Source organism: Tunturibacter empetritectus (assembly GCF_040358985.1).
Lineage (GTDB): Bacteria > Acidobacteriota > Terriglobia > Terriglobales > Acidobacteriaceae > Edaphobacter > Edaphobacter empetritectus.
Genome location: NZ_CP132932.1, coordinates 4,657,358 through 4,672,627, shown reverse-complemented (window position 1 = coordinate 4,672,627; position 15,270 = coordinate 4,657,358). Strand labels below are relative to the sequence as shown.

General features: G+C 59.1%; 12 protein-coding genes. 3 read left to right on the top strand and 9 right to left on the bottom strand.

Features of this window, described 5'->3' with window-relative positions; genetic code table 11:
- Positions 1–43: 43 nt before the first annotated feature.
- Both tig and RBB75_RS19550 read right to left on the bottom strand, forming a co-directional pair.
- Positions 44–1,486 (bottom strand): trigger factor, encoded by a 1,443-nt coding sequence (tig, locus tag RBB75_RS19555; protein WP_353069033.1) that lies wholly within the window; start codon positions 1,484–1,486, stop codon positions 44–46.
- 191 nt (positions 1,487–1,677) lie between these two features.
- Positions 1,678–2,985, bottom strand: coding sequence for an aldose 1-epimerase (locus tag RBB75_RS19550; RefSeq protein ID WP_353070419.1), 1,308 nt, complete (start codon positions 2,983–2,985; stop codon positions 1,678–1,680).
- A 123-nt stretch (positions 2,986–3,108) separates the two neighbouring features.
- Between RBB75_RS19550 and RBB75_RS19545 the strand changes: the two genes are divergently transcribed.
- Both RBB75_RS19545 and RBB75_RS19540 read left to right on the top strand, forming a co-directional pair.
- The gene (locus RBB75_RS19545; RefSeq protein ID WP_353069032.1) at positions 3,109–3,825 is read left to right on the top strand and encodes a uracil-DNA glycosylase; all 717 of its coding nucleotides are present in this window, start codon (positions 3,109–3,111) and stop codon (positions 3,823–3,825) included.
- A 292-nt stretch (positions 3,826–4,117) separates the two neighbouring features.
- Positions 4,118–4,414: a YtxH domain-containing protein gene (locus RBB75_RS19540; RefSeq protein ID WP_179638281.1), complete on the top strand. Its 297-nt coding sequence runs from the start codon at positions 4,118–4,120 to the stop codon at positions 4,412–4,414.
- 339 nt (positions 4,415–4,753) lie between these two features.
- On the opposite strand, the gene RBB75_RS19535 is transcribed toward RBB75_RS19540, so the two are convergent.
- The 6 genes from RBB75_RS19535 to RBB75_RS19510 form a co-directional block, all read right to left on the bottom strand.
- Positions 4,754–7,222, bottom strand: coding sequence for an ATP-dependent Clp protease ATP-binding subunit (locus RBB75_RS19535; RefSeq protein ID WP_353069031.1), 2,469 nt, complete (start codon positions 7,220–7,222; stop codon positions 4,754–4,756).
- A 443-nt stretch (positions 7,223–7,665) separates the two neighbouring features.
- Positions 7,666–8,463, bottom strand: a complete 798-nt coding sequence (locus tag RBB75_RS19530; RefSeq protein ID WP_353069030.1) for an ABC transporter ATP-binding protein — start codon at positions 8,461–8,463, stop codon at positions 7,666–7,668.
- A 157-nt stretch (positions 8,464–8,620) separates the two neighbouring features.
- On the bottom strand, positions 8,621–9,103 hold the full coding sequence (locus RBB75_RS19525; RefSeq protein WP_179638279.1) for a carboxymuconolactone decarboxylase family protein: 483 nt from the start codon (positions 9,101–9,103) through the stop codon (positions 8,621–8,623).
- Positions 9,096–10,364: an FtsX-like permease family protein gene (locus tag RBB75_RS19520; protein ID WP_179638278.1), complete on the bottom strand. Its 1,269-nt coding sequence runs from the start codon at positions 10,362–10,364 to the stop codon at positions 9,096–9,098. Before RBB75_RS19520 ends, RBB75_RS19525 begins: the two co-directional genes overlap by 8 nt.
- A 131-nt stretch (positions 10,365–10,495) precedes the next feature.
- Complete coding sequence (locus tag RBB75_RS19515; RefSeq protein ID WP_179638277.1) at positions 10,496–11,143, bottom strand: trimeric intracellular cation channel family protein; 648 nt, start codon at positions 11,141–11,143, stop codon at positions 10,496–10,498.
- Positions 11,143–13,341: a hypothetical protein gene (locus RBB75_RS19510; protein WP_353069029.1), complete on the bottom strand. Its 2,199-nt coding sequence runs from the start codon at positions 13,339–13,341 to the stop codon at positions 11,143–11,145. The genes RBB75_RS19515 and RBB75_RS19510 overlap by 1 nt, the downstream gene beginning before the upstream one ends.
- 113 nt (positions 13,342–13,454) lie before the next feature.
- Between RBB75_RS19510 and RBB75_RS19505 the strand changes: the two genes are divergently transcribed.
- On the top strand, positions 13,455–14,138 hold the full coding sequence (locus RBB75_RS19505; RefSeq protein ID WP_179638276.1) for an MOSC domain-containing protein: 684 nt from the start codon (positions 13,455–13,457) through the stop codon (positions 14,136–14,138).
- A 24-nt stretch (positions 14,139–14,162) separates the two neighbouring features.
- Here RBB75_RS19505 and RBB75_RS19500 read toward each other — a convergent pair whose 3' ends face one another.
- On the bottom strand, positions 14,163–15,170 hold the full coding sequence (locus RBB75_RS19500; RefSeq protein ID WP_353069028.1) for an NAD(P)-dependent alcohol dehydrogenase: 1,008 nt from the start codon (positions 15,168–15,170) through the stop codon (positions 14,163–14,165).
- Positions 15,171–15,270 lie beyond the last annotated feature (100 nt).

Here is a 15,270-nt window from a genome sequence, read left to right as displayed (position 1 = left end):
CTAAGAAATCTTTAAACAGAATCCTCTGTTTTGTTTTTTATATCTACGAAGCCAGCTTCTCGTAGAGCACGCTTCCAGTCTTCTCGCGCCGCATCTGCTCGCGAATCCGGTCCAGCCCGCCATCGTTCGACAGCCTGTCACGAAGCGTCTCCAGCGGCTCACGCGACTGAATCGAGAGCAACAACAACTCGCGCTCCAGATCCTCTTCACTCAACGTGACGCCCTCCACCTCGGCGATGCGATCGAGGATCATCGAAACCTTCACCTCGTTCACCGCCAGGTCGCGCTGCGAGGCACGCAGCTGCTGAAAGTCCAGCTTGCGCATGTCCTCAACCTTCATGCCCTGTTGCGCCAGCGCCCGCAGACCGCGATCCAGCCGCGCCTCGACCTGCTGCTGCACGAACGCCTCGGGAACAGGGAACTGGAACTTCTCGACAAACTCACCGAGCATCTTGTCCTTCGCGGCGTTCTCGAGCGCGTTCTTCTTACGATCCGAAGCATGCTCGCGCAGTTTGCTCTCGAACTCCTCCCAGCTCTCGTAGTTGCCCAGCTGCTTGGCGAACTCCGCATCCCGCTCCGGATAGCTCTTGTGCTTGATGCCCTTCACGGTCACGTCGTAGCTCACAGTCTGCCCGGCAAGCCGCCGCTCGCCGAAGTCCGCCGGATAGTCCACCTCGAACTTCAGTTCCTGGCCAGGTTTCGCTCCACGCAGCGATTCGTTGAAGGCAGCCAGCGTATTCTTTCCGCCAATCTCGATCAGCACATCCTCGCCCGTAATCGGCTCGCTGTTCGAGACGCTCTGCACGCCATCCTCGGTCACCGTCTGCGCCAGGTCCTTCACCTCGCCGCGAAACTGGATCTCCGCCCAGTCGCCATCGACCAGCGGACGATCCTCTTCCACCGGCTCGACGGTAGCGTGGCCATCCAGCACGCGGGCCAACTCGGCGTCGTACTCCTCATCGGTCAGCGAAGCCTCGGGCTTGGTCACCGAGACGCTGTCATAGCCGGCAACGTCGATCTCCGGCGCAACTTCAAACGCAGCCTTGAACTTCAACGGCTGGCCGTCGAACAACTGCAGATCCAGCAACTGCGGCTCCGATACCGGACGCAGCTTCTGCTCATCAATTGCCTTACGGAAGCGCTCTGACACCAGGCTCTCCAGAACCTCCTGCCGAACCTCCTTCGCAAACTTCGAGCGCACCAGCGTCTCAGGCACCTTTCCCGCGCGAAAGCCAGGAATCCTCGCCAGCTTCTGGTATCGCTTCACTACGGTCTTGAAGCTCTTCGATACTTCGTCAGCGCCAACCTCGACGTCAATCTCCCGGGTCAGCTCCGGGTTAAGCGCGGGCGCATGCTGATGGGTGTGCTCATGATCGTGATGGTCGTGAGCGTGGTCATGATGCTCATGATCTTGCGTTGTCGCTACTTCTGGCTGCAGCTCTGCAGTTTCATTGGTCTCTGTCATCTCGGTCGGGGTCAATTCCATGCCTTCCAAAGTGCGTCTGTGTATGCCGCGCCGCCGCCGCTATCCTGACGAGCGCGATCCACGCCTCTTTCTCTACTGTACGAGTCCCGGTACGAGGGGGTCAAACCAGCCACCGTCGCCTGCACCCACACCTGTCTTCACAGGCTCTCCGCAAACCCTGCTACACAACTTCAGAGCCTCAAAAAACTACCCTAAAAACGTTCCGGCTGGCCCGAGTCTAAGGAAAATATCTCCAGCCTGACTCTCCATTGCGTAGACTCGCCTGGCTGCAGCACGACCATCCCGGTATCCTCCCCCTTCGCCCACTCATGCCCGAAGGGATCGTCGTAGTTGAACTGCGGCTCAATCGAAAGATACGAGCCATCCAGCGGGGCATACACCCGCAAAGCCTTGATGGTAGGCGAGGTTGCCGTAATCCGCAGCCCGTATCCGCTCTCCGGATCGCGCAGCTCCGCCACAGGCCCATCTGCCATCATGCCGCGCTTCAGCTCCACAAAGCTGTCGTCAAGGTTCAGAGCACCCAGCTGGGCCCCCTCCCGCCCGGTAAAGTCATACTCGGTCCCGGTCACCGGCAGCAGTTTTCCACTCAACTCACCCGTGCGACGATCCTTCACCTCCGCGCGAAGGCCCTCCGGCAACCGCAGCGATATCTGCCCGCGATGCCCGCTCAGAATCGCAAACCGAGGATGCCAGCCAATACCGATCGGCTCCGCAGTATCGCCGATATTATGGGCGACGATCTTCATCTCAATCACCCTGCCGCTCAACACCACAGTCGTATCGATCTCGGTCTGCGAGAGCCAGTGGCCATCGAAATCCCTGGGACGAAACGTCGCAGTTGCCTCTCCTCCATCCGGCATGATGTTGGTGTGCACCGCAGTCGACGGCTCCTTCAGCAGCAAACCGCCCGCTGCAACCGCGCCGTCGAGCCCATAGCTATCCTTCACCCCCGTCGGCAGGTTCAAATGAACGCCGCGCCACATCGCCGTCAGTCCACCATCCGGGGTCCGCGTCCCATAGATCCGGCCAGCCCAGGGAGCCTCAATCGCCGCGCCCATCGCCAGGCTCTTTGTCCCCATGGCATCCGCCCCAGTGCCGCTCAGCTGCTCTGCTGCCGTCTCCAGCGGCGGCGAAGCCAGCAGATTTACCTCGCCTTTGTTCGGAAGATAGGCCGAGATCTGTAGCATATTCATCCCGCGCCCGGGCATCAACGTCGTCGACAGAAACTCAGGCCCGCCCCCGCCCACCATCTGCGTGCGCTGCAGCGTGATCACATCCTGACCACCCGGACGAAAGACGATATCCTGCTTTGGCTTGGCCCGAAGCTGCTTCTTCAGCAGCGCAAACTGTCCCAGCCTGTGGGTCCGCCAGCCAAACGCCAGACCCGCAATCAGCAGGGCCAGTAGCAGCACTGTCAGCAGGCCGGAGCGCATTACCGCGGCATGCCAGATACTTCTGCGCCGCCGCGCCGCCCACTGCTTTAGAAGCGCCCAGTACATCCTGCTCAATCTTGGATCTTCCAACTTACCGCCTATTCCCTCTGTGATATACGAACATCATTCTACTCAGTTGTTTGACGCGCCAATCTCCCCGCCGTCTCCCACCCACTATCATGGAGAGCAGTGACGCCGGCCAACCTACAAAGTACGTCCCCCCTCCTGCAGCAGATTCGCGAAACCATCATCACCTGCGAACGTTGCCCTCGGCTTCGCGACTACTGCCGCGGCATCGGCGAGACCAAACGCCGCGCCTATCTTGATCAGACCTACTGGTCCCGTCCAGTCCCCGGCTTCGGCGACCCCCGCGCCCGCATCCTAATCCTTGGCCTCGCCCCCGGCGCCCATGGAGCCAACCGTACCGGCCGCCCCTTCACCGGCGACGGCTCAGGCGACTTCATGTACCCCGTCCTTCACGAGCTCGGCCTCGCCAGCAAACCCCGCGCCGTCACCCGCGACGATGGCCTCAAGCTTCGTCATGCCTGGATTGCCTCCGTCGTCCGCTGCGCCCCGCCCGGCGACAAGCCGCTCCCTCAGGAGATTCGCAACTGCGGTACCCACCTCGCCCAGGAGATTCAAGCACTCCCTCGCGTACGCGTTGTGGTCTGCCTCGGAAAGATAGCCTTCGACGGATACATGGCCTTCCTCCTGCAAACCGGCGTCATCGCTCGCAAATCGGACTATCGCTTCTCCCACGGCGCAGAGTATCTCCTTCCCAATGACCTCAGTCTGCTCGCCACCTACCATCCGTCCCTGCGTAACACCAACACCGGCCGCCTCAACCGGGTCATGTTCACGCGCATCTTTTTGCGGGCAAGGGAACTGGCCGGACTCGCCGTCTAAAACTGCTTCTTCTCCCCGAACACATCTATAGCAAAAAAACCCGGCCCGACGATCATGGCAAGAAAAACAAGTGCGATCACAACGTCTTTCATCGGTATCCTCTTCCTCACTGTAGCCTGCGGTTGCTGACCGCTGCGCAGCATGGAAAAACGGGGGAACCGCCTCGCCATTACCTCAGAAGATTCCCTCTAACTGCTTCAAAACCTTCGCCATGCCAAAGAAAAAACCAACCAATTGTCGCTCCGCTGAATCTTATTTCAAAGAAGCGAAATTTCGCACGAGGTAACTTCGAATGAGTGCAAAAAACTACTGGTTTGCCTTCGGCATCGGCGTCAGCGCAGGAGCGGCAATTGCTCTCCTCTACGCTCCGCAAACAGGAGTCAAGACGCGCAAACAGCTTCGCAAAAGAGCCGAGGACGCAGGCGATTATCTTGAGGACGCAGGTAACTACCTCAAAACCCAGGCCGAGCGTCTCAGCGACGAAACCCAGAAGGCTATCAAGCGCAGCAAAGGCCAGGTGGACTACGCCATCGACAAGGCAGGCGACGTCGTAAACAGTGCTGTCAAGACTGCGCAATCGCTGGTTTAGCCTCCCTATTGTTGCTAGCCCTCGCCGTCTAACGCTGCGGGTCTGATCTTCTTCCTCCCTACAGGTCTGGATTTTCTGTACCAACACCAATCTGCCTTCTCTGAAACGCGAACATCCCGGCCTCCCTCGGGATGTTCGCGTTGCGCGTTGTCTGTTCTTTCATCCTCAAAAAAAACACCGTCATTTCGATCAAAGCTGTTCACGGCCTCATCGTGACAGCGCAGTAGAGAAACCCCTGTATCTCGCCTTTGCTGTTGTCCGTTCTTCCCCAGTACGTTCCAAAAAAATAAAACGCCCCGGCGAATAGCCGAGGCGTTTTGTATACATACTAACAGCGCACTAAACAGTAGTCAGTTCAAGCCCAGCCATCTTCTCTTCGCCATCAGCGGAGATCGGACGGTAGTACAGCTTGTTGTTCTCCATGTACACCTCGAGGAACGCAGGACGCTCGACGATCCCGCCGCCGATCAGCGCCTCCGACAGAGGATCCTCAACAAACCGCTGCAGCGCCCGACGCAGAGGCCGCGCCCCATAGCTGCGGTCCGAAGCCGTCTTCTCGATGATCCACTTCTTCGCATCGTCGGCCACAGAGATAGTGATCGCCTTATGCACCAGGTTCACATTCAACTGCTGCACCAGCAGCTCGAGAATCTGCATCAGGTCCGCATCCGAGAGCGACGTGAAGATGATGATCTCGTCCAGGCGATTCAGGAACTCCGGGTTGAAAGTCCGTTTGACCTCGCCCCGAACCAACTCTTCCATCTTGTCCATGACCATGTCTTCCTTCTCGCTTTGGAAGCCCAGCCCCTGCCGCTTTTGCAGATGTTTAGCCCCAATGTTCGAAGTCATGATGATGATGCAGTTCTTGTAATCGACTGTATTGCCCAGCCCATCCGTCAGCTGCCCGTCTTCAAATACCTGCAGAAGCAGATTGAACACATCGGGATGAGCCTTCTCGATCTCATCGAGCAGCACCACGCAGTACGGATTCCGCTTCACGCGCTCCGTCAACTGGCCTCCCTCTTCGTAGCCCACATATCCCGGAGGCGAACCAATCAACTTGCTCACCGAGTGCTTCTCCATGAACTCCGACATATCGAAGCGGATCAGCGCCTTCTCGCTCCCAAACAGGAACTGCGCGAGCGTCCGCGCCATCTCCGTCTTACCTACGCCGGTAGGTCCAAGGAACAGGAAGCTTCCGATTGGTCGAGCCGGATTCTTCAATCCAGCACGCGATCGTCGAATCGCCCGCGCCAGCGCCGAGATCGCCTTATCCTGCGAGATCACGCGCTTGTGCAGCTCTTCCTCAACTCGCAGCAACCGCTGCGTCTCCTCTTCCTTCAGTGAAGTAATCGGCACGCCCGTCCAGCGGCTAACCACATCCTCGATATCTCCACGCGTCACAATGCCCGCCGAAGAGTCATCCAGGTGATACTTGTCCCGCAGCGCCCGCAGATTCTCCCGCTCCTTGCGCTCCTCATCCGAGTAGAACCGAGCCTTCTCGAACTCATGATTCGCAATCGCGTTCTCCATCCTGTGCACGATGAACTTGATCCGCTTCTGTACTTCGGTCAACTCCTCAGGCATCGAGGTCTGCCGCAGCTTCACCCGCGCCCCCGCCTCATCGATCAAGTCGATCGCCTTGTCCGGAAGGAACCGGTCAGGAATATAACGGCTGGAGTGCGACACCGAGAACGTAATCGCGTCGTCGGTATAGCTCACTGCATGGAACTTCTCGTACTTTTCCTTGATCCCCATAATGATCTTGATCGCGTCTTCCTCGTTCGGCGGAGGCACCTTTACTGCCTGAAAACGCCGCTCCAAAGAACGATCCTTCTCAATCGACTTGCGGTACTCCGCAGGTGTGGTCGCGCCAATGCACTGAATCTCGCCGCGAGACAGAGCAGGCTTGAGGATATTGGCAGCATCGAGCGACCCCTCGGCCGACCCAGCGCCCACCAGTGTATGCAACTCGTCGATGAACACGATCGAGTTCTGATTCTCCATCAGCTCTTTCATGATCGTCTTTAGCCGCTCTTCAAACTGCCCGCGATACTTCGTTCCCGCAACGATTAGCGAAAGATCCAGCGCCAGCACGCGCTTGTCGGCCAGGAAACTTGGCACCTCGCCATCAGCGATCTTCTGCGCCAGTCCTTCGACAATTGCCGTCTTACCCACGCCAGGCTCGCCAATCAGCACCGGATTATTCTTTGTGCGCCGGCACAGAATCTGGATCACCCGATCCACCTCGCTGTCCCTGCCAACCAGCGGATCAAGCTGCTGATCCATCGCCGACTGCGTCAGGTCCCGCGAAAACTCCGCCAGCATACTCTGCTCGCCGCGCTGTCCTTTGCTGCCGCTCGTGGAAGGAGCCTTCTCCTGCGTCGTCCGCTGCAGCTCTTCGCGAATCGCCGGCAGCCGCAACCCTCGCTCCTGCAGAATCTCCGCCGCGAAGCACTTCTCTTCGCGCAGCAATCCCAGCAGCAGATGCTCAGTCCCGATATGTTTATGCGAAAGCCGCTCTGCTTCTTCAGCCGCGTACGCAAGCACCCGCTTGCACTCGTTCGAAAGCGGCAGATCAACCGAAGTCGATACCTTCTCCCGAATCGTCGTATGGCCTTCAATCTGTTTGCGTATCGACTCCACCGACGCGTGCGACCGCAAAAAGCGGTTCGTCAATGCCTTGTCCTCACGCAACAAACCGAGCAGCAGGTGCTCAGTCTCGATGTAAGGCGACCCAAACTGACTGGCCTCATAGCGGGCAAAAAAGATCACCCGCCGCGCCTTCTCCGTATAGCGTTCGAACATATATCCCCTTCAAGCCGACCACCATTTAGCCCGAAGGCCGCATAGCGCCGTTGGTCCCTACAACCATCTCCGTGCCGCTCACTCCCGGAGACAAATCAGGCTACTTCAACCTCTGAAGCATCCATCCCACTACTTCCTAGTGTAGTCGTCCCCGCAAAATATTCGAAATCCCTCGAAAGTTATGCATAACTTAGCACTCTTTTAGACGCGCCCTGTGCAAAACCAGCACCAAATTAGGTGCACCTCTCGGAACTGTGGTTCCTTCTCTTGATTGGATGATCTGCCAACAGGGAAGAAGCAGGATTGCAACTCGCTGAAGCGTCGTAAGATCACGAACCGACAGAGCGCTATCCCACCCGAACTCTGTTCCCCCAAAAAACTAGAAGCTAAATCACCTCTCGCAGATATAGCTGCAAATCAACCTTCGAGTCTGCGATCGCTCTTCAATCCCGCACACTCTCCGCCGCCCGTCCATCCACCAGCCGCCCCTCCCGCAACTTCAGCACCCGATCGCACCGCTCCGCAAACTCAAGATTATGCGTCACCAGCACACTCGTCAGCCCATGCGCCTCATGCAAGCGCTGAATCAAACTGAACACCGCCTCCGCCGTCTTCCCATCCAGATCGCCCGTCGGCTCATCGGCCAGCAGCAGCCTCGGCTCCGTCACCAGCGCCCGCGCCAGGCTCACCCTCTGCTGCTCCCCCCCGCTCAACTCCCCCGAGCGATGCTCCGCCCGATCCCCCAGCCCCACCTCCGCCAGCCAGAACTGCGCCCTGTCCAGCGCCTCCGCGTGCCTCATCCCACGAGCCAGTAGCGGCATCGCAGCATTCTCCAGCGCAGAAAACTCCGGAAGTAAATAATGAAACTGCCACACATATCCCACATCACGATTGCGAAACTCCGCCGCCTGCTTCGGAGTAAACGAGCTCAACCGAGCATCCCCGCACCAAACCTCTCCAGCCGTCGGCGTATCCAGAGCCGCCAGCAGATGCAGCAGGGAACTCTTCCCCGCGCCGCTCTCCCCCACAATCGCTATCATCTCGCCCGCGTGCACCTTCAGATCCAGCCCGCGAAACAACTCCAGCGCCGGCCGCGCTGCACCGGTCTTTATCGCGACAGCCGCATAGATCTTCGTCAGCCCAACCGCCCGCATCACCACCGTCCGCTCCCGCACCACCGGCAGTGGCTCCAGCGTTCCTTCATTCTCGAACCGGACATCCCCTTCATTCGGATCCATCAACCCTTCACCTCATCCATCCATCCCCCAACGAAGCATTCCCCAACCCAAACGAAACGTTTCCCAATATAGAAGCGATCTCCAATAGAAGCGTCATCTCGACCGGAGTTGCGCGGCCTCATCGCGCGACGCAGTGGAGAGACCCCCGCATTTTTGCCATTCAGCCATGTATCTCTCCGCCGACGACCTTCGCACCGTCATGCCCCGGATACTTTCCCAACGAGATCGCCATCCGGTTCCACGCATTGATGGTCGTAATCACCAGCGTCAGATTCACCGTTTCGACCTCGCTGAAGTGCGCCCTTACCTCGTCATACATTGCATCCGGAGCATGGCCATCCTGAATATTCGTTACCGCCTCCGCCCAGGCGAGTGCCGCCCGCTCCCGTTTCGTATAAGCCTCCGACCCGCGCCAATCGCCAACCCCCGCTACTCGCTCCGCCGTCTCATTCAGCTTCTTCAACTCCGCCGTATGCAGATGAATGCAATACTCACACCCATTCATCAACGAAACCTTGAGCCTTACCAACCCCAGCAACGAAGCCTCGAGCCCAGCCTCCGTATTCAAGTAATGTTCCAGCGCAGTCATCTTCGCCAAACCCTCCGGCGCCAACTGCCCATACTTCAATCTAGGATTACTCATATCGCAAAGCCTCCGCCGGCAGCACCTTCGCCGCGCTTCCACTTGGATAGATCGTAGCAATCAGACTCACCCCCAACGAGACAGCCGCCACAATCACCGCATCCACAACCCGCGGCGCGAACGGCAGATAATCAATCGAATAGACCGCCGCATCGAGCCGAATAAACCGGTAGTGCCCACCCAGCCAGCTCAGTCCATACCCAAGAACCAACCCCAGCACCGTCCCAATCACAGAGATCAACAATCCCTGCATCAAAAAAATTCGTCTTACCTGCGCCCCACTCACTCCGAAGCTCATCAGCACCGCGATATCCCGCGTCTTCTCCATGACCATCATCGTCAACGCAATCAGAATATTCAGCGCAGCCACGCAGACAATCAGAGCCAGCACAATAAACGTCACCACCTGCTCCAGCTTCAACGCGCGAAACAACTCACGATTCTGCTCCATCCAGTTCGTCGTCTGAAATCCCTTGCCCGCCGCATCTTCAATCGCCCTTCCCACGCGATCCGCATGATAAAGATCATCCACCTTGAAGCTGATCACCGAGATCAGGTCCGGCTCACTAAATAACCTCTGCGCATCCGCCAACCGCAGAAACGCGTAGCTCGAGTCATACTGATAAAACCCCGACTTGAAGATCCCCGCCACCTGAAACCGCTCATACTTCGGCACCAGCCCCAGCGGCGTCAACTCCCCTTGCGGACTCGTCACCAGCACCCCATCCCCTACCTTCGCCCCCAGAGACTCCGCCATATCCTGCCCAATCACAATCGGCGGAATCGCCCGAGCACTCGGCAAGCTGATCTGCTGACTCGCTGACTCGCTGCTCTCTGGCTCCAACGCCGCAGCCGAACCCTGCACTACACTCTGCAGCAGATCCCCCACCGTCTTCTCATCCTTCGGGATCACGCCCTTCACCAATCCGCCGCCGCTCCTCGCACCCTTCGAGATCAGCACCTGCCCATACAATCCCGGAGCCGCCGCCACCACATGCGGCACGCCGCGAAGCCGCGCCAGCAGCGGCCGCCAGTCCCGTATCCCATCCCCCGCCACTCGCATCAGGTCCACATGCGAGGTCGACCCCACCAGCCGCTCCTGCAGATCCCGACGCATACCATTCGTAATCGCCAGCGCGATAATCAGCGAAGCCACGCCCGCCGCTACGCCGATCACCGAGATAGCCGTGATCACCCCTACCACCGCCTGCCGCCGCTTCGCCCGCAGATAACGCGCCGCAATAAAAAATTCAAATCGCATCGAACTCCAGCTTACTATCCGCACAGCCGAGCAACGCGAGGCACCACGCCCTACACCCGCCCCAACAAGGTATACAAGTCACGAAGTGACCGCGCGCCGCGCAGGCGGTCCGTCCGGCAGGACAAGCAGCCTTAATGCGCGATCACCTTAGGTAGATTCCAATGCCGCGCCACCGCCACCATTCGCAGCACAAAGCAACAAACCCCACCCACTGTCATCGCAATCGTCCGCGGCACCTTCAAAGCCAGCCCAATCACCATCACCACCGCACCCGCCAGCGCAGCCGAAGCATAGATATCCGTATTCAAAATTCCCGGCACCCGCGTCATCAGCACATCGCGAATCGTCCCACCACCAACACCAGTCAACACACCCATCAGCACCGCAATCATCGGATTGATCCCAAACTCCAGCGCCTTCGCGGCACCCGCCATTGCAAACAGCGCCAACCCCGCCGCATCGAGGGTAATCAACAACTGTTGCGGCACATGCTGAAACGACTGATAAAAACAAAACACCGCACCACCACCCGCAAACGCCGTCGCTCCATATCGCCAGTCGCGAATGCTGTTCGGTGGCACCGCACCAATCAGCAGATCCCTCACCGTCCCGCCACCCAACGCCGTCACAAACGACACCACCAGCAGCCCCAGCAGATCCAGCTCGCCGCGAATCCCCGCCAGCGCCCCCTCCACGGCAAACACAAACGTCCCCACCAGGTCCACCGCCAGCAGCACCACATCCTGCCTGTACTTCGGGAACCAGTCCCGCAGCGCCATTACCGCACCACCGCCTTCACCGCGGCGACGTTCTCATACCGGTCATACACCCTCACCGCCAGCACATGCTCCTTCGCATCACTTACCGGAGCAGTCGCGGCAGGCACCGCCACCGTAAAGTCATACCGCTCCGTTAGAGAATCCGACACCTTCCCCACCGGCTCCAGATACTGCCAAGGCCCTGCGTCAATCGAATACTCCGCATGCGCAATCGGCGAAGTAGCATCTCGCACCTCCAACGTTGCATGAATGAATGTCGAGGCAGCTTTGTTCGGACCGCTTTGCTCGAACAAAATCTGTTTCGTCGCCGTCAAAACCCCAGGCACCGGCGGTGTCGTATCCACCACAAACACCTCGCTCGCGCGCTCCCCCGTCAACGCCTCCGCATCCGTATGCACCGGAGCATCGCTCGCCACCACCTTCATTTCGTAACTCCCATCAGGCAGCAGCGCAGAGTCGAAGCTGTAAACCCTCTCCGAGATCTTGTCCTTCAGTAACCGCCAGTTCGCCTCACCCACCCCGCGATACCACACCGCAAACATCAATTCATCGCCGTTGTCGTCATGCGCCATCCACCGCACCGTCACCGCCGTCTTATCCTTCTGCGCCATCAGCGGAGCAGCATTCGCATCCGTAGAAAAATTCACCGCAGGCGTAGCACCCGCAGCAGCAGGGAAGGCCACCTGCACCGTAGCGCTGCCCGCAACCGGAGCCACCGGCGTCACCCGCGCCCCTGGTTGCACCACCACCTCATCCACCACTGGAGCCAGATTCCGCTGCAGATAGTTCAACCCCACCGCATCCACCGATCCGCCCCTGTGCAGCACCGACTTCCATTGCACAAATCGTCCCGGCGGAACCGCAAATCTCCCATCCGCGCCAACCCGAACCCACTCGCTCCACCCCATCACCGGGCTCTCCACATTTCCACTCCGCACAAACAGATCGAACCCGGCAGCCCCGCCGGATCGAACCTCCGCGCGTCCCCACTGCGAAAAACTCTGCGCATCGAAGACATCACTCGTGTAAGTCGCCGCAGGCGCAACCGCATCCCCCAGCCGAAATACCTTCCCGCTATTACTCGTCGCCACCAGCAGCCCATCCTTCACCGCAGCAAACGCCATCGCCTGCGACGCCTCCAGATGCGCCACATCACTAAAGCGCCCACTACCGTTGGTATCGACGCGGTACACCCGCCCACGATTTCCTGTAGCAGCAAGCAAGTTCCCACCCCGAACCGCCAGCGCATACACCACATCATCTTTCAACGTCAGCAGCTTCTGCGGGGCACCATCCACCCCTATCTTGTAAATCTCCGACCCATCCGGCACCAGCGTATTCGCACCGGCCGCCGTCGACGACCCCGGCTGCACAAACGTAATCGTCACCCCCACACCTCCCGTCATCGGCAACGGCGGCAGCGTCGAGCGTCCCTTCGTACCAACTCCCGCCGCATAGACATCTCCCGCCGCATCTATCGCCAGCGCCGTAATCTCCCGCCGCCCCGCAGCGTAAGCAGCAAACGGCTTCGCCCCCGCCGTCCCCGTCGCAAACCGGTACACTACGCCCGCACCATCCGACCCAGCCCACAACGTCCCATCCGCCGCCAGCAACAGACACCGAATATGCTGATCCGCCGTCCTGAACAAAACCTCCGCCTTCCCGCCACCCGCGGCCACCCGGTACACCACCGCCGGAGCACCAGCAGCCACATACACCTCGCCGCCTTTACCCACCGCCAGATCCCAGAGATACTTCGGTTTATCCTCCGTATTCGAAGGATCAAATATCACCGCAGCCGCCCCCCCACCCGCAGGAATCCGATACACCTTCCCATCCGGCGAAGTCGCCGCCAGCACACTTCCATCGGCCGCCACGCGAACCGCCTGCACCGCCAGCTCTTTCCCCGCAAAGATCTCCGCAGCCTTACCCTCCGGCGTCACCTTCATCACCACAGCCGACCCCGCCGCCGTCCCACCCAGCCCCACATAGCCGTTCCCCGCCCCATCGTTCGCCAGCGCCCACGCATAGCTCTTTCCCGTCTCATACATCAACGAAGTCGCCGGCCCCGCCTCCAGCCGTCCATCGCTGCGGATCGCCATCCCCTCCGCATTGCCCTTTTCCATCTCGTCGTAGCGTTCCACGCTCCACAGCTTCGTGCCCTGCGCGCTCGCCCACCCAGACAGCAGGGAAGACACTACTAATCCCGTAACTAACACTCGTCGCATCATCACCCTGAGTCTAAAGTATCTCCGCCATTCCCGAACGACGTGGGTCGACGCATTCACAGCGTCAGCCTAAAATCGATCACGTGACGAAACCCGCCACCATCCAGGCAGTCTTCACCGGCCAGCCCAGATCCATCACCGATGAACGCGGAACTTGGACTTCCTCCATCTTTCGCAATCGCGTGGATGGCCCGGTACCGGTCTCCCTTCAGGGACTCGCCGAAGACAAGGTCGCCCAGCCCTATCACGGAGGTCCGGGCGCAGCGATCTGCGTCCATTTGGCGGATCACTACGCCTTCTGGAACACCCAATACCACATGAACCTCGAAGCCGGGAATGTCGGCGAAAATCTCACCCTCGACGGCATCACCGAAGATCAGGTCTGCGTAGGCGACCAGGTGCGTCTGGGCACTGCGCTCGTTCAAGTCAGCGGTCCGCGCGTCCCCTGCGCCAATCTCGCGCGACGAATCGGACGCCCCGACTGGGTGAAGCTGACGATTCGAGAAAATCGCACAGGCTTTTATCTGCGCGTCCTCGAACCCGGCACACTTCACTCAGGCGACTTATGGCTGATCGAAGAACGGCTAAACCCTGAAGGCTCGATCCCCGCAATCAACCGCTGCATGTACCTGAAGTTCGATCTAGACTACGCCCACCGAATGCTCGAGATGTCCGGCCTCGAATCATTTTGGAAAGACCAGGCACGAGAAAAGATCGAAGACCGAACCAGCCACTGGACTTCGACCATGAAGAACGGAGGCGACTAGAAGCTATCGACTACCTGATAACTGCTAGTTCGTCAGCACCGCTCGATACCGAACCTGATTCTTCTTCACTTTGGTCACCGCATCGTTCGCCTTGGCCATCGCAAACCGCTCCGTAATCGCCTTCACCCCGTGACGAGCCGCCACGTCCAGCATCTCGCTTATCTCCTGTGGACTCCCGGTATTGCTCCCCGCAACAGCTTTCTGATGAGTAATCAGCGATCCACCCAGAATCGGCATCGGAGATGGCGGCGCCCCAACAACGCAAAGAGTCCCCTTCGGTCGCAGCGCATTCACATAAGCCTGCCACTCCTGGTCCGCGCTCACCGTCGAAAGCAGCAGATCAAACGATCCGGCAACCTTCTTCAACGCTCCCGTATCGCGCGTATTCACAAAATGATGCGCACCTAACTGCTTCGCCTCGGCCTCTTTATCCTTCGAGGTCGAAAACGCCGTCACCTCCGCGCCAAAGGCCCTCGCAAACTGCACCCCAAGATGCCCCAGGCCACCAATCCCAATCACACCCACACGCGACGACGGACGCACCTCATAGTTCCTCAACGGAGCGTACACCGTAATTCCAGCGCAAAGCAGCGGTGCCGCATTCTCGCTCTCCAGCGTCGCAGGCAACGGAACCGCAAACCGCGAGTTCACCCGAACCTTGTCCGCAAACCCGCCATTGCGTCCCACGCACGTTGGTTGCGCCTTCGCACACAGCTGTTCCTGGCCCTGCCGGCACCACTCGCAGATCCCGCAGCTATCCGCCTGCCATCCAATTCCCACACGCTCGCCCATTACGCGGTCCTTTACCGCCGAGCCCACCCCCACCACTGATCCCACAATCTCATGGCCCGGAATAAACGGATACTTACTGATCCCCCAATCGTTATCGATCAGGTGCACATCGCTGTGACATACGCCACAATGCGAGACCTTTACCTCAACCTCATTCGCCTGCAGCTCGCCCGGATCAAATTTGTAGGCTAGTAAATGTGCGCCGGCCGCATGCACAGCGAGACCATGTATTTCACTCATTCGAAATCATTCCCTTTTGGCGCAGAACATATCCGCCGCGCCTGACCCTTTGATGCTACCTACCCATTGATGCTACAACACCACCCAGAGCAAAAAATCA